The 18556-nt window shown below is 37.4% G+C and carries 15 protein-coding genes; 2 read left to right on the forward strand and 13 right to left on the reverse strand.

Annotated elements, in window-relative coordinates; all coding sequences use genetic code 11:
* The 4 genes from G466_RS24225 to G466_RS0103785 form a co-directional block, all read right to left on the reverse strand.
* Positions 1 to 190, reverse strand: a 190-nt coding sequence (locus G466_RS24225; protein WP_205622022.1) for a hypothetical protein, incomplete at its 3' end; no start/stop codon positions are given.
* A 189-nt stretch (positions 191 to 379) separates the two neighbouring features.
* Positions 380 to 1738 (reverse strand): RagB/SusD family nutrient uptake outer membrane protein, encoded by a 1359-nt coding sequence (locus tag G466_RS0103775; RefSeq protein WP_026812449.1) that lies wholly within the window; start codon positions 1736 to 1738, stop codon positions 380 to 382.
* Between the two features lie 9 nt (positions 1739 to 1747).
* Positions 1748 to 4762 (reverse strand): SusC/RagA family TonB-linked outer membrane protein, encoded by a 3015-nt coding sequence (locus G466_RS0103780; protein ID WP_026812450.1) that lies wholly within the window; start codon positions 4760 to 4762, stop codon positions 1748 to 1750.
* Between the two features lie 135 nt (positions 4763 to 4897).
* A complete protein-coding gene (locus G466_RS0103785) occupies positions 4898 to 6886 on the reverse strand; it encodes a S9 family peptidase (RefSeq protein ID WP_034234584.1) in 1989 nt (662 codons plus the stop codon).
* Between the two features lie 456 nt (positions 6887 to 7342).
* Here G466_RS0103785 and G466_RS0103800 point away from each other — a divergent pair, with 456 nt between their 5' ends.
* Positions 7343 to 8191, forward strand: a complete 849-nt coding sequence (locus tag G466_RS0103800) for a 3-keto-disaccharide hydrolase (RefSeq protein WP_026812452.1) — start codon at positions 7343 to 7345, stop codon at positions 8189 to 8191.
* Between the two features lie 141 nt (positions 8192 to 8332).
* On the opposite strand, the gene G466_RS0103805 is transcribed toward G466_RS0103800, so the two are convergent.
* The 9 genes from G466_RS0103805 to G466_RS0103845 all read right to left on the reverse strand — a co-directional run bounded on the left by G466_RS0103805 (position 8333) and on the right by G466_RS0103845 (position 17802).
* Positions 8333 to 8962, reverse strand: coding sequence for a hypothetical protein (locus G466_RS0103805; RefSeq protein WP_026812453.1), 630 nt, complete (start codon positions 8960 to 8962; stop codon positions 8333 to 8335).
* 103 nt (positions 8963 to 9065) lie between these two features.
* Positions 9066 to 10436, reverse strand: coding sequence for an MBL fold metallo-hydrolase RNA specificity domain-containing protein (locus G466_RS0103810; protein ID WP_026812454.1), 1371 nt, complete (start codon positions 10434 to 10436; stop codon positions 9066 to 9068).
* A 92-nt stretch (positions 10437 to 10528) separates the two neighbouring features.
* The gene (locus tag G466_RS0103815; protein WP_026812455.1) at positions 10529 to 11380 is read right to left on the reverse strand and encodes an ATP cone domain-containing protein; all 852 of its coding nucleotides are present in this window, start codon (positions 11378 to 11380) and stop codon (positions 10529 to 10531) included.
* Between the two features lie 178 nt (positions 11381 to 11558).
* Positions 11559 to 12407 carry a universal stress protein gene (locus G466_RS0103820; RefSeq protein ID WP_026812456.1) on the reverse strand — a complete coding sequence of 283 codons (849 nt, stop codon included), beginning with the start codon at positions 12405 to 12407 and terminating at the stop codon, positions 11559 to 11561.
* Positions 12408 to 12622: 215 nt separating this feature from the next.
* A complete protein-coding gene (locus G466_RS0103825; protein ID WP_026812457.1) occupies positions 12623 to 13459 on the reverse strand; it encodes a universal stress protein in 837 nt (278 codons plus the stop codon).
* Between the two features lie 15 nt (positions 13460 to 13474).
* Complete coding sequence (locus G466_RS0103830) at positions 13475 to 14320, reverse strand: universal stress protein (protein ID WP_026812458.1); 846 nt, start codon at positions 14318 to 14320, stop codon at positions 13475 to 13477.
* Between the two features lie 101 nt (positions 14321 to 14421).
* Positions 14422 to 15324, reverse strand: coding sequence for a universal stress protein (locus tag G466_RS21405; RefSeq protein ID WP_051315517.1), 903 nt, complete (start codon positions 15322 to 15324; stop codon positions 14422 to 14424).
* 135 nt (positions 15325 to 15459) lie between these two features.
* On the reverse strand, positions 15460 to 16512 hold the full coding sequence (locus G466_RS0103840; RefSeq protein ID WP_026812459.1) for a response regulator: 1053 nt from the start codon (positions 16510 to 16512) through the stop codon (positions 15460 to 15462).
* A 63-nt stretch (positions 16513 to 16575) separates the two neighbouring features.
* Positions 16576 to 17802 (reverse strand): PAS domain-containing sensor histidine kinase, encoded by a 1227-nt coding sequence (locus tag G466_RS0103845; protein ID WP_026812460.1) that lies wholly within the window; start codon positions 17800 to 17802, stop codon positions 16576 to 16578.
* Positions 17803 to 18151: 349 nt separating this feature from the next.
* Here G466_RS0103845 and G466_RS0103850 point away from each other — a divergent pair, with 349 nt between their 5' ends.
* A complete protein-coding gene (locus G466_RS0103850) occupies positions 18152 to 18553 on the forward strand; it encodes a hypothetical protein (RefSeq protein ID WP_026812461.1) in 402 nt (133 codons plus the stop codon).
* Positions 18554 to 18556 lie beyond the last annotated feature (3 nt).

Here is an 18556-nt window from a genome sequence, read left to right on the forward strand (position 1 = left end):
AGATGCACCTTGGGCCCTTTTTGGCTTCCTTCAGACCAAGGGCCGCTACCAGTTCGTCCCAAGGGATGGCGATATAGATCTTGCCAAGATCGCTTTCGAGAAACCGGGCGTAAAACGCATCGAACTCTTCGGTCTGGGAGGAAAATGTAAAACTGTGCTGGAAATCGTGGATTCTTCGTATCTTGGACATAGACATTAAGATAAAAACCCCGTTTTTTGAGCTAGAGACTCGTTTTCGGGGTTTTATTATATCTAAATATACGAATTAAATACCTGATAAACAAGCAGTTGCGTCAATTCTGAATGCGCCGAATTAAAAAGGGCATAACCGACATATAGTGGTTATGCCCTTTTCATTTACTCAAAACGCCCCTATTCTCTAATACCCATCATTTTGAACTAAATTGGTATTGGCATCGGTTTCTCGTTGTGGAATAGGCAACACCAGATTATTAGCATTATGAGGAATAGATCCCACTTCATTCCCCAAGCGTTTAGCATCGAACAGTGCAAAACCCTCAAATGCAAGCTCGCGTTTTCTTTCCTTTAAAATTGTTTCTAAATCTATGGCAATAAGATAAGTAGCCGCCGAGGAGCGCATACGCAATGTGTTTATATCGCTTATAGGGGTGGTGCCAATAGAGGTAGAAAGCCTAAAATTACTTTCGGCACGAATTAAATACATTTCTGCCAATCTAATAAACGAAATATTGCCAAACTGGCTTTTCCATTTAGTAGTGGCCATTCCCCTAGCTTGGTAAAAGAAATTTGCTCTTTGATCATTAGGATCATCATAAATTTCCAAATGCTGATCTTCTATAGAAACATCCGGATTCCCAGAGCGACCACCAAAATCCCTCCCTGCCCAGAAAGTATTATTATCATTAATACTAACATCTTGGCTAGTTACCTGCCAAGCGAAGAGATTTTCAGAAGAATTGGAATCATTATTAAAAGCTCCTGCAAAATCACCTGTTAAACTGGCCCCGCTCTCACGTATCACCTCATCTGCCATATCCCGTGCCTTATCATACATCCCCATATCCAGATACACTCTTGCCAAAAGTGCCGCTGCACTGTATTTATTGGCATAAAAAGAATTAGAAGCAGGAAGTTTATTATAAGCGTCGGTTAAATCGGTTACCACCCTATTGAATACCTCGTCCAGGGTGTTTCTTGCCGGGGACTCTAGAGTATAAGGATCTATAACGGCGGCCAATGTTATAGGCACCGCCAATTGCGTATTGGGAGCACTCGCATTAAAGGGTTTGGAAAACAATCTTCCTAAATCGAAATAAATTAACCCTCTAAGAAATTTTGCTTCTCCCTCCTTGGTGCTTTTCTCGTCCGGATCTGTATAGACCTCCAAATTTTCAATTACAATATTTGCTTGGTTGATAACACTATATCCGTTCATCCAAATATCCTCCACAAAGCCATTATCGGGCAACATTGCTTTTTCATTAAATTCTGCAGGACCTACGTAGGTGCCGTTCCACGATAGATCACCACCGTTTCCAATTAATTCTGAGGCTAAATTAATGCCCCCTCCATAACTAGAACTGGCTCTGGCAGTTCCGTAAGCATTATTAAGAATCTTATTCAGATTCTCCGATGTGGAAATTACCTTCTCCGTGTTTAGGTATTGCTCCGGATCTATAGTGAGGTTGTCATTGCATCCCCAAAAGGATAGGGATAGCAGGACAATTACTGTTTGTATAGTTCTATAGTTGTTCATAATCATTCGTTATAAGTCAATATTTAAACCAATCGTATATGTTTTTGCTGGCGGTGCTGAATAGAAAGCAACCCCTTTCTGAATGTTGGAATTCCCATAATTATCATAGGTAGACTCTGGGTCGTACCCAGAATAATCTGTGAATGTCAGCAAATTAACGCCCGTGAAGTAGATCCTTACCCTATCTACGGAAAACTTTTGTGTGATATCTTTGGGCAGCGTATAGCCTAAACTTAAATTTCTTAATCTAACAAAATCAGATTTTTCCAAATAGCGGGTAGAAGCTTGCTGTCCGTTGGTGCTGTACATCCTTGCTTGCGGAACCATGGTTATGTCCCCGGGATTTTGCCATCTATTCATCTGATCTAAGGTCTGATTATCTTCATATCTAGCATTCCCAGACTGAAACTTACCTCCCTCATTATAGATAGACGCCCCCCACTCTCCTTGAAAAGTAAATGAGAAATCAAAATTATATGCGGATATATTATTAGTAAAACCAGCCATAAAAGTTGGGTAGGGACTACCTGCAATAACACGTTCTGCTTGACTATAATCACTGGTTTTAGTCCTATCTCTATTTCCATTTGCATCTAGGGTGTTGGTATAAAACAAAGCATCTCCATTATCTGGGTCTACTCCTGCGTATTCTACCACATAAAAAGAAGAAATAGTTTCTCCTTCCCTAACCAAATTTCTTCCTGATATAATATCCCCTTTAGGAAGCGAGGTTACCTCATTTTTTAGGGTAGACAGGTTTAAGGAACTAGTCCAGCTTAGATTTTCCTGAACTATATTCTTGGTGTTTAACACAAACTCAAAACCGCTATTTTCCAGAGAACCCACGTTTCTTGTAATGGAACTCCAACCAGAAGTGCCCGGTAACGGTTCATTTAACAAAAGGTCGTTAGTGTTTTTTATATAATAATCTATCTCCCCGGTTAGCTTATTATTAAAAAATCCAAAATCTAGCCCCACATCAAATTGCGTGGTACGCTCCCATTTTAGGTCTTTGTTAGGAAGCTGATACGGATTTAATGCGGATGTTTTGTTATATGCCGCACCGCGGAACAATCCTAAGCTAGCAAAGTTATCTATGCCCGCATTACCTGTAACACCATAACTTGCACGAAATTTTAATAAGGATACCACTTCGGAAGCCTTTATAAACTCCTCTTCAGACATTATCCACCCTACCGATGCGGCAGGGAAGAGCCCGTATCTATTGGAAGCTCCAAACCTAGAGGAACCATCGTAACGAATACTTCCTTTTAATAGATATTTATCCAATATAGAAAAGGTGGCCCTGCTAAAATAGGAGAGAAAGTTATATTTGGTCCTAGTGGTAGATCCCGCTGTAATTTCAGAGGCACTATCTACCGTTTGCAAATCGTCCGAAGGATAGCCGGTACCTGCTACATATTGTGATTTTCTAGAACTCTCTTCAAAACTCATACCCGCTACCACTTCTAAATCGTAGTTACCAATAAATTCCCTATTGTAAGTAAAGTAATTGTTTAAATTGTATTTGTCTGCCTGTACCGAAGTGGCGTCGGCATATCCATTAGTGGAGGCAGATTCCGTTAAACTACCTGCAAAATACTCGTCTAGCTGACTGTTATTGTCATACCCTATTTCGGACTTGAATCGCAGGCCAGGAATAATCTCGTATTCAGCATAGGTATTCATTATGGCCCGGAATATATTTACATTCCAAGATCCATTGTATTGTTGCATCAAGAAATTATAATAGATCGTAGACTCGTTGTTAGGCACTATTCCATCCGATAAATAAGGCGGTGATAAGGGTGATTGCGCAATGGCCTGCAATGGCGTAGAAAATGAATTATCGGTTCCCAGTCTTTTTACATGGGTTTTGCTTAAGCTACTATTTAATCCTACTCTAAATCTATCGGATACCCTATGATCTATATTGCCACGATACGAATAACGCTCCAAAGTGTTACCACGAACAATACCCTCGGTATTGTTGTATCCTCCTGAAATATAAAAAAGGGTTTTCTCATTTCCACCTGATACGGAAATACCATGGTCCTGAACGTAACCTTTTACCAGTGCAAGATCTTGCCAATCGGTGTCTACCTCCCCGGTTCTCCAATCTAAACCATTTGCCATGTCATCAAAATAACCCCCCTGCTCTGTGAGCCATAAATCATCTGCACCATAACTATTTGCCGAGGCTTCGGTAAACAATTCTACATATTGCTCAGCATTTAACCAATCTACCTTATTGGTCGCTTCACTCCATCCCGTAGCGGTATTAACTGATATTTTAGTCTTGCCTAATTTACCTTGTTTGGTCGTAATCAAAACTACCCCATTAGTACCCCTAGCACCATATATTGCCGCAGATGAGGCATCCTTTAATATCTGTATGGATTCTATATCATTTGGATTTAAGGATATCAGCGGATTCATTGGTGCCTCTGAAACACTTTCATCATCGTTGATCAAAGGCAATCCGTCAATCACATACAAAGGCTCTTGGGAAGAGGAAATGGTAGAAATCCCCCTGATTCTCATTTTTACCCCTCCTTCTACCTTACCATTTATTTGTTGAATCTGCACTCCAGCCGCTTTACCTGTTAATGCTCCCTGCATGCTTGCTACTGGGATCTGGTTGATTTCATCGGAACTTATTGAAGCGATATTATCCGTTACCTTACGCTTAGATTGTTTACCAAACCCAAGAACTATAACTTCATCCAATTCATTGTCTACCGTCATGGTAACGTTAATAGTGGATTCTTGACCAACGGTGATTTTTCTGGGTTTGAAACCTACAAAAGAATATACCAGAACATTCCCAGGTGCCGCTTTTATAGAATAATTACCATCAAAATCTGTTTGTGTACCAGACTGGGTATTCTCAATAATTATATTGACTCCTAAGAGGGGAATTCCCTCTCCATCCTTTACCACCCCAGAAATATCTTTTTCTTGTGCCATCGTCACCGACGAAAACAATATGGAGGTGAAAAGAAATAAAATATTGATTTTCATACAGTTATATTTTAGTTGATGTTATAATAAATTCCGTTGCTTTATATTATTTACGGCATAATTGTGGTGCGTTCCAGAATTAACAACGTTTAAAATTACGTTAATTTTAAGTTAAAATTAACTTTTGAAATATATTTATTTTAAATACTTTGAGAACCATTGTAGATAACGTTCATAGCGGTCCTTAATAAACGAGGGTTTTTGTATCCCATGAGATTCTCCTGGGTACACTACCAATTGGGTCTCTCTACCCAATCTTTTCATTGCTTGGTACATTTGTTCTGAATTGAGGATTGGCACATTCCAGTCGTCACTACCTCCTATCCATAACGTTGGGGTAGTAATATTAGCGACGTCATTAAAGGGGGAAATTCTTTCCCAGGCTTCGGCATTTTCCCAAGGCAATCCCAATTCTATTTCCCAAGTCAGCTGATAGTGGTCGTGACCATAATTCGCCCTATATAGCGCTTCGCTTGCGCCTGAAATAGCAGCTTTAAAACGGTTACTCTTAGTAATTAAGTAATTAGTGAGAATACCTCCATAAGACCAGCCCCCTACCCCTAAGCGATTAGGATCTGTATAACCTTGCTCTATTATATAATCTAATCCTGCCAATACATCCTCCACATCCTTATTTCCCCAATCGGCAAAAAGCGCCTGAGAAAAAGCTTGTCCATAACCAGAAGACCCTCTGGGATTAATTAACAAGGTAACATATCCGTTAGCGGCAAAAAGTTGGGCGTTATTATTAAATTCAAATTCGTACTGACTTACTGGCCCTCCATGTAACCAAAGTATTAGCGGGTATTTTTTTTGGGCATCAAAACCTACTGGCTTCACTACAAATCCTTCTATCGGGGTACCATCTTTACTCTTAAAGTTAATGTTCTCTACCCTTGGCATTTGAAGGTTTTCCAAATAGGCACCATTTACGGTTGTCAATTGTTTTAAATTATTTTTTTGATAGGTATAAATTTCATTGGGATGGTTCACTTTCCCCAGCAAAGGAACTACTAAGGATCCATTTACATCATAGTCCCCTATACTAAATTCGCCCTTAACAGTACGTTTAAATCCCTTTCCCGTTACATCAATGGACGCAATGATACTCGTACCCTGTTCTTCCAATAGGAAATAAATTGATTTGCCATCCATTGAAAATTTCGGCTTACTAATATTCCTGTCTATTTCATCTCCCAGAACTCTAGCCTCTCTCCCAGATATTCCTACCATCGCTAATTTTTGAGTGGCGTACCACATGGCACTCCCATCGGTAATTGTGGTAAAAGCAATAGTTTTTCCATCCGGACTCCACACTGGATTTTTATCGGCGTTAGGATTAGTGGTTAACTGCTTTAAGGATGTATTTTTGGTTGGATTATCAGTAGAAACCAACCAAATATCTGTATTGGAGTTTCCATCCGGATTTTCCGTCCTATTGCTTTCGAAGACTATGGTTTTACTATCCGGGTGCCATGCAGGGTTTACATCGTCATAATCACCAAATGTTATCTGCACAGCTGTGGAATCTCCTGGCACATAAGTGTACAAATGTGTTCTTTCGTTATTTAAATACCCCACATAATCCCTTTTAAATTGCAGACGATCCACCACAATAGGTTTTGCCTTTTTATCATCTTCTTTGTCCTCCGTCAACTCTTCCGGACTAGGGTCCTTTAAACTTAACAATAACTTTTGCCCATTGGGTGCCCATTCGTAGCCTTTTACTCCCTGTTTAATTTTGGTTAATTGTTGCGCATCACCACCCAATCTATTTAAAGCATATACTTGGGTCTTTTCCTCATGTTTTGTTCCCAAAAATGAAAGATATTTATTATCGGGACTCCATCTAGGCTCCGATGCAGAATAGAACTCCTTGGATGTCATAGGGATTGCCTCTCCTCCAGCAGTTGGGACCATCCAAAGTTGACTTTGGGATTTGTCTTTTTTTAGATTTAATTCAGACGTAACAAAAGCTACCCAATTCCCATCGGGACTAATTTGGGGATTGCTTACTGATTTTAGCTCCAACAACACCTCAATCTTGAGTTTTTTATCGGTATTTTGGGCAAATAACCCTGCAGCAATGGAAAAGCATAAAATGAATATGAGTTTTTTAATCATAATAAAAGGTTTATAAGTTGGCTATCTGGTAGTCTGTTAGGTTGTAGATAATATTTTTACCTATTTAACAACTTCTTAAAGTTATAATAAAAAATGGATTGCGATATGTATCTATTTCTGATTTGTTACGAAATAATATCATTAAATCCAACTCACTCTTTTAAAGAGTATAATCACATAGCTATTGACAACATTTCAGAAAAAACTCAGGCCAGCAAAATAGGTACAACTGAAGGAGAGTATGAAGCCGTTTTCTATTGAAACATAGTAAGGAAATAGATATAAAAGGTGTTTGCAAAAATTGAATGACTCCAGTTTTCATAAAAAGAAAGGCTTTTATGAATCACAGCCCTGCCAATTGGGTCAATTCCAAATAAAAATGATATTTTTATCGATTGTAAAAATTGCTTTAGGCAAAGAAAGAATTAATATAAATTATAATTTACAACCTTATCCATGAAAAACAAATTTCACCATTCCGTTCCTGCACTTTCCTTAATTTTTGTGCTATCCCTCTTTCTACAAAGTTGCGGTACCTCCTCTAATTTAAAGTGGGAGCAAATGTACAACGGGAAGGATCTTAGCAATTGGAAGATTAAGATTAGAAACCATGAATTAGGTGAAAATTTCGCCAATACCTTTAGAGTAGAAGAAGGTAACATACAGGTACGCTACGATGGTTACGATAACTATGATGAGCAATTTGGACATCTATTTTATGAAAAACCATTTTCTTCTTACCTAATAGGGGTTGAATACCGTTTTGTTGGCGACCAAGTGAAGGGCGGTCCAGGATGGGCCTATAGAAATAGTGGCATAATGATTCACGGACAAGAGCCGGAAGAAATGACTGTAGACCAGGATTTCCCTAATTCTATTGAAGTACAACTTTTGGGCGGAAACGGTAAGAGCGAGCGCTCCAATGCTAACCTTTGTACTCCCGGAACTCAATATGAAAAGGACGGTAAGGTAATTAAACAGCACTGTACCAATTCTAATTCTAAAACCTTCCACGGAGACCAATGGGTACGCGTAGAAGTTTTGGTTTTGAACGATTCCTTAATAATACATTACGCTAATGGCGAAGAGGTAATGCGCTACAACAAACCCCAATTAGACCCTGTAGACGGGAATGAGAGAGGAACCTTTTTAACTGGTGGAACCATTTCTTTACAGAGTGAAAGTCATCCTATTGACTTCAGAAAAGTAGAAATTGTTAATTTGGAAAAAGTTGCAGACGATCCAAAAAAGCTACAGCAAGCTATTGATAAGTTAATGGCTGAAAAACGCATGCCACAACAATAGAAATTGCATAAGGAACTATTACTAAGGTAACCATATTTGGTGATGTCATCATTTTATGATTACAATCAGGATAAAATCATTTAGGGGTGTTGCGCTAAAAATCTTAGACCAACACCCCTAACCTTTTATCCATAATCCGTATTAATTTCGAAAAATAAGTTCTTCTTTTTCCATCGCCTTTACCAATAACGTTATATAATCATTCATCGTCTTACTAATTTTCTTGGGATCCTTAATATCCAGCGCACCTCTCCATATTAACGATCGATCCTTATCTACGCAGATACAGTACAATGAGGTTTCTGCATGATACACCTTGAATTGATTATAGTAATCCTGATCGTAATAGATATTTTGACTACCCAAATAATCATCCTTAAAGCCCCCATAAAATCTATTAAGTTCAGACATCGTTTTTCTAAAGGTTTGTTTGCTTTCAGAACCAGCTACCTTAGTAAATAATATCGCATCAAAATCCTTATCCAGAAGCTGCTCCTCCAATTCATCTAGCTCCTTTTCAGTTTTTTGGGTATTTGTAAAAGCAACGTCAAAGAGATCTATACTTCTCATGGCCTCCACTCCCCTTTTATCGAATTCTTTTTTAAGTCGGGTTTCAAAATCCTGCCTTACGTCACTATCATCTGTCATGCCAACAATAAGTACCTTATACGCATCAAACAATACGATGTCTGGATTCTTATAACTCTCCACCATCTCTACGGAAGAACAACCCATTAAACCTAAGAATACAATTAATAGTAGCTTTTTCACGTTTTTTAATTTTAAATATTTTCAATTATACCCTATCTCCCCTTTTCAAATCCATTATAAAAATCTGAAATCAATAATCACTTAGGTTATTCTTATTCATCTTTTATATAGACAACTCAATCACTTCTTGTAGATGGGGAACATACACCTGCCATCCGAGAGTATCTTTAATTTTAACCCTAAAAGTATTCAATGCAGTAGGTTCTCCATGGATCAAAAAAGTCTTTTCAGGTATATTCTTAACCTCTTTCAGCCATAGTAATAATTCTCCTTGATCTGCATGCGCAGATAGACTTTCCAAATGATGAACTGTAGCTCTAACCGGTTTATAGGTTCCAAATAGTTTTATTTCATGGGCTCCTTCCAACAATTGTCGCCCTCTTGTGCCTTCGGCTTGATACCCTACCAATAGAACAGTAGTGGAAGACTTATCTACCATCTGTTTAAGATAAGTAAGCACTCTTCCTCCAGTCACCATTCCGCTTCCAGCAATCACCACTTTTGGCCTAGGGTCGTCTATAGTCTTCCAAGTATCGCCATAGGACGTTATAATATTGAAATGTTCACACATGGCATTGTATTCCTTTGACGAAAGTTTATGCCATTGCGGATGACTTTCAAATACGGACAGCACATTATTCCCCATAGGACTATCGATAAAAATAGGAATATTGGGAATTTTATTTTCTTTAAACAGTTTCCATAGCAGATACATTAAGGATTGGAGTCGTTCTACGGCAAAAGAGGGAATTATTAAATTCCCCCTTTCATTGATAGTCTTACTTATTAAGTTTGATAAAATAGCTCCAACATTCTCTTCGGGGTGAAGTTTATTGCCATAAGTACTTTCCAGGAATAAATAATCTGCCCATTCTGGTCGGTCTGGAGGATATAAAAGAAGATCCTCACTACGGCCGATGTCTCCAGAAAAAACAAAAATCTTACCGAAGATATTCAATTCAATAAAGGTGGCTCCAATGATATGACCGTTATATTTAAATCTAAACCTTATGTTCTCCGATAGGGATAGCCACTCATCCTTCTCCGCGTGTTTAAACAACCCAACCGTCTTTTCTACATCCTTCTCATCATAATAAGGCAGTGCTGGACGATGTTTACTATACCCCTCTTCATTGGCCTTTTTAGCTTCTTCTATATGGATTTTAGCACTATCCCTCATTATGATTGCGGCTATAGACAAGGTGGGAGAGGTACCTACTATTTCTCCCTTAAAACCTTCTTTAACAAGCCGCGGCAAATAGCCTGTATGGTCTAGATGACCGTGGGTAAGCAGTACGTAATCTACTTTAGAAACATCTATTGATAAGGGCTGCCAATTAAGTTCCCTTAATTCTTTTTGACCTTGAAACATTCCACAATCGACCATAATATTTAAGTCAGGAGTTTCAAGGTAAAACTTAGACCCTGTAACTGTACCCGATGCACCCAAAAAGTGAATCTTAACCTTGTTCATGAATATTTTTATATAATAGGATTATAATAAAGCCCTTATGGACTTCCTCTATAAGTAAACAGCTATATTATAGCGTCTATTCAGTAGAAAGATCACTGTTTTCCATGATCACACAACTGGCTTATTTCTTTCATTATCTTTTGTTTCCTTGTCTCGGATACCCCTAAATGATCCAAGAAAAAATGATCTTTAATTAGTTGCCTACAGAGTACGACATCCCTGCTTAATAAGAATTGTTTTTCCCTATTGGTAAGCAGTTGGGATACGGTTATTGGATATAGTCCCAACCGATAGATACGATCTTTAAGCCCATTGTCTTTTGGGTAGTCCCAACTTAGCAGGTACAATCCCATACACTTACTGTATTTAATGGCATCTTCCGTAAACCGGGTATTGGTTACTACCCCACCATTTACCAACAAATTAACTATATTCTTATCTTTTTCTAGCTGTTGTTTTACATCCTGAAATCGTGAATTAATATACAATGGAACCTTTACATTACAGTTACGCCCTTCTTCCCCATGGAATTTACATTCTAAAAGATATACATTGTCATTTTTCTGTGCATAAACGTCAATCTCATGAGTAACACATACTCCATGCATATGCTTCCCTACCAAAGTTTTATATCCGGAATATTCCAAGATTGCCGCAACTAATTTTTCAAAGGGAAACCCAGTAGGACCCAGTTCATATATCGCCTTTTTCACTTTATACTTCGCAGCAAAAATGGATTTCTTATTCTTTAATAAGGCAAATGCACGGTTGTAAATTTCTTTACTCGTTATCCCGTCATATAGTTCTTCTCGCACTTGCCCCACTATCTGCTCCACTAATTGATCATCTGCTCCACTCTGTCTTAAAGAATTTTGCAACTGATCCGTAGAGAACCTAACCTTCTCACCTGAAGATTTAATGATATCTATAAGTGCATCTTCCAAATCAATTATTTTAAGTTAATACTAGCATCTAAAGCCTATACTAAGCTGTTTAGTGTGATTTCTCTAAATCTTCATAGCATCACTGGAATCCTAAATATCCACATCATCGGCATATTTAAAAGTTAGGGTTAGGTCCTAAAGACAAGCATATAATTAATATTGTCCAGTAGGAGTAGTTTTAGTCCATATCGTGCAATGCCAAAATAGGTACGTCCGAGCTATAACTTACTTCCTTAATTAGCGGTTTGGTAAAAATAGTCTCTAGAAAACCATGTTTTCTATTAACAAAAGCAAGCATATTACTTCCTCTTCTAGTCATAAAACTTATGATTCCTGCCGGTATTTTATCTCCTTCTTCAAAACAGAAAGCATGTTCAACTTCTTTAAAGATAGTACTTAATAAGTTTTTATTCTCTAACTGCGTTTTATTCAATCCAGATTCCGATCCAATATGGAGAACCTGCACCACCGTACTGTGTAGTTTTACAATGTCTAGAAGATATTGCAACTCCCTACGTTTAAAACTGGTTTTAAATTCCGTAGGAAAAACTATTTCTTTTGGTGCAATAAACTTAACTTTTTCTGGTACTGCTATTACAGGACACAAGGTTGTCTTCTCCATTACCTCAACCGTATTAGATCCGAAAAGGGCCCTAGCAGCACCGCTCTTGCCTTTAGTCCCCATCACCACAATATCTAAATCCTTTTTATCTATTGCCTGTTTAACGCCCTCTAAAAGGGAATTAAAAATAGAGATAATATGAAAAGTATGGGCTATATTCTCAGATGCTCTTTGGAAATGTTGTTGCAATTTATGGAGTCCCTCTTCTGATTTCTCCTTAGCTGCCTCATAGGCCAATTCACCTGGCTCGGGAACCATCATTTTATCCAGGCTATAGCCACTAATTCCAAAAACATTTAATAAATAAAAATCGCAAGGTTGATCCTTATAAAGTTGAACGGCATAATTAATCGCGTTTAATGCGTTTTGGGAAAAATCCGTAGGTAATAAAACGTGTATTGGCATATTTATAACAATTATTTTGACACTACTAAATTAACCGACAAATTCTGGTCTACGTATGACAAAGATCAGTTATGCCCAATAATTTAAGGAAGCAATAGTCCTATATAATACGTGTCGCTTTATACGAAACCATCACCGTATTTAAAACGAGTAGAAGAAAAAGATGAGAAATTATAGATAGCTGATAGCTTGGGTTAATTAAAATAAAATAACAGTTACCCTGGGATTACCATAAAGGGTATACGTACATATAGTCCCACATTCTTAATAACTGGCTCAATAAAGAGTCGTTCCAAAAAAGTATGTTTGTTTTGGATCATAACCAAGAGGTTGATTTTTCTATCTACTTGAAAATTATTTATGCCTTCAATTACTCCCTGATTTGGTAAATTGTGGAACAAATGGTTGGTATTCTTCAGTAATTCCTCCAGTATCCCTTTATTCATTTGTTGTATTTCAGATATTTCATAGCTTGTGGAAATATGCAATACCCTTATCTGGGACAAATGGTTTGACTGTAATTGCAACAACATTTTAAACTGATCCTTGCGATAGGAAACCTCATAATCTGTTGGAAACAAAATTTCTTTGGGTGCCGTATATTCGTATTCGGAGGGTACCGCAATTATGGGAAAGCTAGCTCTTTTTATTAATTGAATAGTATTGGTACCCAAAAGTATTTCCTGTGCTCCTGTTGCGCCTTGGGTTCCCATAATTACAAGGTCTATATTCTCCTTAGATACCGTCTGCACTATTTCATCTACCAGCATACTATAAGCAGAGTGAATTACAAAACGGTGATTGGTATTAGTAAACTCGCTTTCTAGTTGTTTCTTCAACTTTTCTAAACCAGTCATAGACCTCATCTGATACTTATCTCCCAGCCCAATCTGCCCTGGGCTATAAAGTAAATATTCCGCCTTATAAACTGCTGGAGAATAAGTGTTTAACAAATAAAACGTACACTCTTTATTTTTAAACAATTGCAGGGCATACATTATGGCATTATATGCATTTTCCGAAAAATCAGTAGGTAATAAAATACGTTTCATTGTTGCCCCTTTAAATTATCTGGATACATTTTGAAGTACCATAAATGGAATTTTAATATGTAGCCCTAACCTATCTATTGTAGATTGATATAACATATCTTCCATAAAGGAATGCCTAGAATTAACCAAAACTAACATATTAATAGCGTGATGCTCTATGTGTTTAGTGATGGCGAGCGTTTTGTCCTTCTCCAAAGTGGTCCCAAAGGTAAGCTTGGGCTTGCGCAAGCAATTCTTTAAGAACTCCTTATTATCTTGCTGCCTCCAAGATAGGTTGGTAATAGGATCTATATATAGTAAATGCATGGTAGAGCGAAAAGATCCCGTCATATCACAGAGCAGTTTTAATTCTCTTCTTTTGTTTGGAACCATATAATTTGTAGGAAAGAGAATTTCTTTTGGAGGATGGTATTCATACCCCTCCGGAATAGCAAGTACTGGGCAATGAACATATTTTAAAAGATGCAGGGTGTTGCTCCCAAATGTAAGCTCCCTATCATTGGTAGCCCCTCTTGTACCCATAACCACGATATCAATATTCTCCTGATTTACCAGATCGTTCACTTCATCTACCAAGTCGCCAAAAACTGCAATCGATTTTACCTTGTGATTCGGATTAGGGGAAAAATCCTTTAAATTTTTCAGCACTTTTTTTAGTGATTTCTGTGTTTTCTGCAAGACAACTTCTCTTAACTCTTCTACGTGGGCAGAGTCCATCTCTGCAGCTTGCCTATACACCTCATCACCATAGGCATGTACAATTAAAAAATCACTTTTTTCATACTTAAATACCTGACATGCATATTTTAATGCGTTATAAGCATTATCTGAAAAATCTGTGGGCACCAAAACTTTTCTCATAGGAATTATAGATTATCTTTTATTATACGTTCTCTGCTATCAGCATGAAACTACTGTAGTAAGGAACTTTTCTTTTAATTGCACCACTAACCCATTCTACTTTAATGTGCTAATTGGGATGGCCTACTTAACGCTGGCCAGCGCATATTGGAGGGCAGCTTTTCATGAAGCACCAGGAAGGGGAGTTTTATATGATAACTTATCTCTTCAACCGCTGGCTTAAATAAAATTCTTTGAAGGAAATTTAAATTCTTTGCCACCATGGCAATCATATCAATCTCCTTTGTCTCTGCAAAAGATTCTATTGCCGTTTCTAATTTAGAACCAGTAAGATAGTAAAAATCATGCTCTAAATCTTTAAAGTAGTCGGCTAGAAACTCTTTATTGGTCAATTGCTCCTCGCTTAATGGGTCTTTATTTTTTGAGAAATTCACTATGCGCAAGGCAGACTTGTTAATTTGTGCTATTCCTAATAAGTTTTCCAACACGTTTATCTCATAACCTAGATGGTAATCGGTTGGAAAGGCAATTTCTTTTAGCGTACTGTAGCATGCCTTTTCGGGAACCGCCAACAGGGAACATTTTACCTTTGTAATAACATCACTAGTATTGGTCCCTATAGCCACCTCATTTATTCCCGTAATTCCTTTGCACCCCATAACAATAAGGTCTATATTCCTATTTATCACCTCTCGTTTAATTGCATCCACAAAATAATCGTGAATCGCAATGGGCACATAGGTATGATTCCTATTGGGAAACATCGCCCCTATTTTTTTTACTAGGCTCCTTAATTGTTCACGACTATCCTCTAATGCCCCCTCATTTGCACGGGTTTCGGAAGGTATCTTTGAAGTTTTATTAACCGTATTTGTATAGGTAGACAAAGGATTAACATGTAGAATATAAAAGGTACATCTGAACTCTTGAAACAGCTTAACACTATATTTCAACGCATTAAAGCAATTTTCGGAAAAATCCGTTGCTACTAAAATGTTCTTCATTTCTATTTGATTTTGCTATACTTTTCAAAAGTAAGTTGCAAATACCGCAAACTAAATGATTAAAGTCATGTACTAAGTTTAAACCGCGGTAAAATAAAAACATTTTAGAATTGAAAACCCATCAACCGAAAGCAGTTAATAGACTCTACTTAGCCCTTCCATATCCAAGATCTGGATATTTCTATCCTCTATTTGGATCAACCCTTCTTTTTTAAAGCTAGACAAGGTCCTGATTAGAGTCTCCGTTGCCATGCCAGCAACACTAGCTAGATCGCTACGTAGAATATGCAATCTCCCTTGAGGATCTTTTTCCAGTTTGCTGGCAAATCGTAGAATGGTTGTTGCAGTCTTTCTTCTAACGGACCCGTATGCCATTTCTAATAATTGTTCATTGGTCTCAGTAAGGTTTTCATTTAATAACGCCAGCAGCTCCATTACCAATTCTGGATTTTCTTGGAGCACCTCTTTAAATTTTTCCTTGGCTATCCCAATTAATCTTACCTCTTCCATAGCAGTAGCAGATTCTTGATAAGGAAGATTTTTGGTAAAGCAGGAAAAGCCAAAAAAATCATCGGCCTTATAAATTGCCGTGATCAATTCCTTACCCCACTCATCAAGTTTATGGGTCTTTACTACCCCGCTACCTACTAAATATATTAGATTGGAATTACTACCTTCATTATATATCACTTCTCCTAGCCTAAATTCATATAATCGACCTTGCTTCGCAATATAGCTTTTAAGTTGATCTATAGTTCGTATCCCAAGACCAGTATTAGTTGGCTTTGAATTAGTAAGGGCCCTACTCTCTTTTAAAATTGTCATTCTTGCGAGTCTACTTTTAATAGCTCCAAGGAGCTCAGCCTCCGTAAAGGGTTTAGCAATATAATCATCGGCTCCGAGTTCCATACCCTTGCGTATATCCTCTTTTTCTGTCTTAGCAGATAAAAATATAAACGGTATCTGATTGGTCACCTTCTCTTGGGATAATGATTCTAGCACTCCATAACCGTCTAGTTCTGGCATCATAATATCACAAATGATAATATCGGGCAAGTGTTTCTTCGCTAGCCGAACCCCACTATTTCCATTGGATGCAGTACATACTTGGAAATCGGCCAACTCTAAAATTTCGGCTGTATTCTCCCGCAATATAGGATCGTCTTCTATAATCAACACTTGTTTCATATGTAGTAGTATTTAGATTAGCAAAAGTTATTTGTGGAACACTTGGTTTAGACATTTTATCCTTTATAAGGTACCAAAAGGCAGCACCACAGAAAAAACACTCCCTTTCCCTATAATGCTGGAAAAGGATATATTTCCCCCAACATTCTCTACATGTTCTTTTACAATATTCAATCCAATTCCAGAACCTTGGATGAGCAATGCGTTTTCTGCTCTAAAATACCGTTTAAAAATATGCTTCCTGCTCTTTTCTGGTATACCGATCCCTTGATCAATTATATGAAAGCCAATCTCATCTGCCCTCAATTCCACCTTAATATCTATATCCGTATTTTCTGATGAATACTTTATAGCATTGTGTAATAAATTGGTAAGCACCAAAGAAAGTATTCTTTCATCTTGAATAATTTCTACCTCATCAATGTTTTCAGGGTAATTTATTTTCTGCCCATCCTTTAATTGCATATTGGCATTATAAACCACCTCATTAACCACCTTACTTAGCGAGAATTTAGTATAACTATATACTTCTTTCCCCTTTTCCAAACGCTCCAAGGATAAAAAATCATTTAAAATTCCAGTAAGTAAATGAACTCCCCCAATTATGGTATTGAGATGTTTCTCTCTTTTTTCTTGCTGATTTTCAAATTTATACTTTCCAACTAAAGTTGCCGAGGTAAGTATACCGCTCAAAGGAGTTTTAAACTCATGGGAAACTAAAGATAGAAATTCTGTTTTAAGTTCATTCAATTCTCGCTCCTTTTGTAAAGCGCTCTTTATTTTAGACTCCGCAACTTCCCGCAACTTTATCTCCTTGGTAAGTTTGGCTACCGTTTGCTCCAGTTCTTGGGTACGCGTTTCTATCTTTTGCTGCAGTTGGGCATTTAGTTCCTTTATCTGTCTTTCTTGTTCCTTTTTTCCGGTAACATCTATAATAAGAGCCATTACATAAGATTCCCCATCTATGCTAAAAGGATTTAAACCTACCTCAATAGGAAACTGCTCCCCGCTCTTCCGCTTCCCATACAGCGTTCTTCCATGGGCCATCCTTCGTTGGCCGCTACTTTTGCTGAAACTTTCTACATATTCATTATGAACTTTGTGAAAGCTGTCCGGAATTAATAAATTTAAGTTATTCCCATTAATATCCTTGTCCTCGTATCCGAACATTTCATTGGTGCGATGATTGGTTGCCATAATTATTCGTTCCTGGTTTATCACCAAAATTCCTTCGGATACCGCTTCGGACAACAGGTTAAAAATTTTCTTGTTTTTTTCAAATCCTCGCATTTTATAAAGTTACATTAATTTCTTTATTTTTTTAGGGTTACAGCTGCTGTTACAAGTGCTATTCCTAATAATCAGTAGCTTTCGTGGTTTTGACCTTCCTTTAAAAAACAAAGCCTATTTTATAATCTAAAACGGGGAATATGAATACAATGCACAGATAATTGGAATCATTTTGTATTTTTAAAAGAGATCGGACAATCTTCCAAGGCATATAGTGCCTCTATTAGAGAAGTGCAAAGAATTAGACCGTATTAGCGGTTTGCCAATTTGGGAAGTCATCTTACGTAATAAAAAAGTCAATTTAGGCTTTACGTTAATTATTTAATAAAACATTCTCTAAACTCAAACTATGTTACATAACAAGGAAAAAGCAAAGGAGTTTTACCAATGTTTAGGCAAACTATTCTATTCTATTGCCATGGCCGACAAAAAAGTGATGCCAAAGGAAATAGCCTCATTAAGAAAGGACGTTAAAAAATATTGGTTATCCTCGGATCACGAGGTGGACGAGTATGGTACCGATGCCGCTTTTCAAATAGAAATTGTATTTGACTGGTTACATGAACAGGAAGCTGAGGGAGACAAATTTTTTAAAGAATTCACAGATTTTTACGATGCACACTCCTCTTTATTTAGTCCTCAAATAAAAAAGCGCATATGGAAAACGGCAGATGATATTGCGTTTTCCTATGCGCATAAAAACAAATCTGAATTGATCCTTTTAAATAAGCTCAAACTTATGCTCACCTAAATG

Origin of the sequence: Arenibacter certesii DSM 19833 (assembly GCF_000429545.1) — a bacterium.
GTDB classification, from domain to species: Bacteria; Bacteroidota; Bacteroidia; order Flavobacteriales; family Flavobacteriaceae; genus Arenibacter; species Arenibacter certesii.

Coding starts and splice junctions, on each gene's coding strand:
- G466_RS0103820 (WP_026812456.1), bottom strand. CDS start 12,407: ATGCCAATACACGTTTTATTACCTACGGATTTTTCCCAAAACGCATTA.
- G466_RS0103825 (WP_026812457.1), bottom strand. CDS start 13,459: ATGAAACGTATTTTATTACCTACTGATTTTTCGGAAAATGCATATAAT.
- G466_RS0103780 (WP_026812450.1), bottom strand. CDS start 4,762: ATGAAAATCAATATTTTATTTCTTTTCACCTCCATATTGTTTTCGTCG.
- G466_RS0103840 (WP_026812459.1), bottom strand. CDS start 16,512: ATGAAACAAGTGTTGATTATAGAAGACGATCCTATATTGCGGGAGAAT.
- G466_RS0103810 (WP_026812454.1), bottom strand. CDS start 10,436: ATGAACAAGGTTAAGATTCACTTTTTGGGTGCATCGGGTACAGTTACA.
- G466_RS21405 (WP_051315517.1), bottom strand. CDS start 15,324: ATGAAGAACATTTTAGTAGCAACGGATTTTTCCGAAAATTGCTTTAAT.
- G466_RS0103845 (WP_026812460.1), bottom strand. CDS start 17,802: ATGCGAGGATTTGAAAAAAACAAGAAAATTTTTAACCTGTTGTCCGAA.
- G466_RS0103785 (WP_034234584.1), bottom strand. CDS start 6,886: ATGATTAAAAAACTCATATTCATTTTATGCTTTTCCATTGCTGCAGGG.
- G466_RS0103800 (WP_026812452.1), top strand. CDS start 7,343: ATGAAAAACAAATTTCACCATTCCGTTCCTGCACTTTCCTTAATTTTT.
- G466_RS0103830 (WP_026812458.1), bottom strand. CDS start 14,320: ATGAGAAAAGTTTTGGTGCCCACAGATTTTTCAGATAATGCTTATAAC.
- G466_RS0103850 (WP_026812461.1), top strand. CDS start 18,152: ATGTTACATAACAAGGAAAAAGCAAAGGAGTTTTACCAATGTTTAGGC.
- G466_RS0103775 (WP_026812449.1), bottom strand. CDS start 1,738: ATGAACAACTATAGAACTATACAAACAGTAATTGTCCTGCTATCCCTA.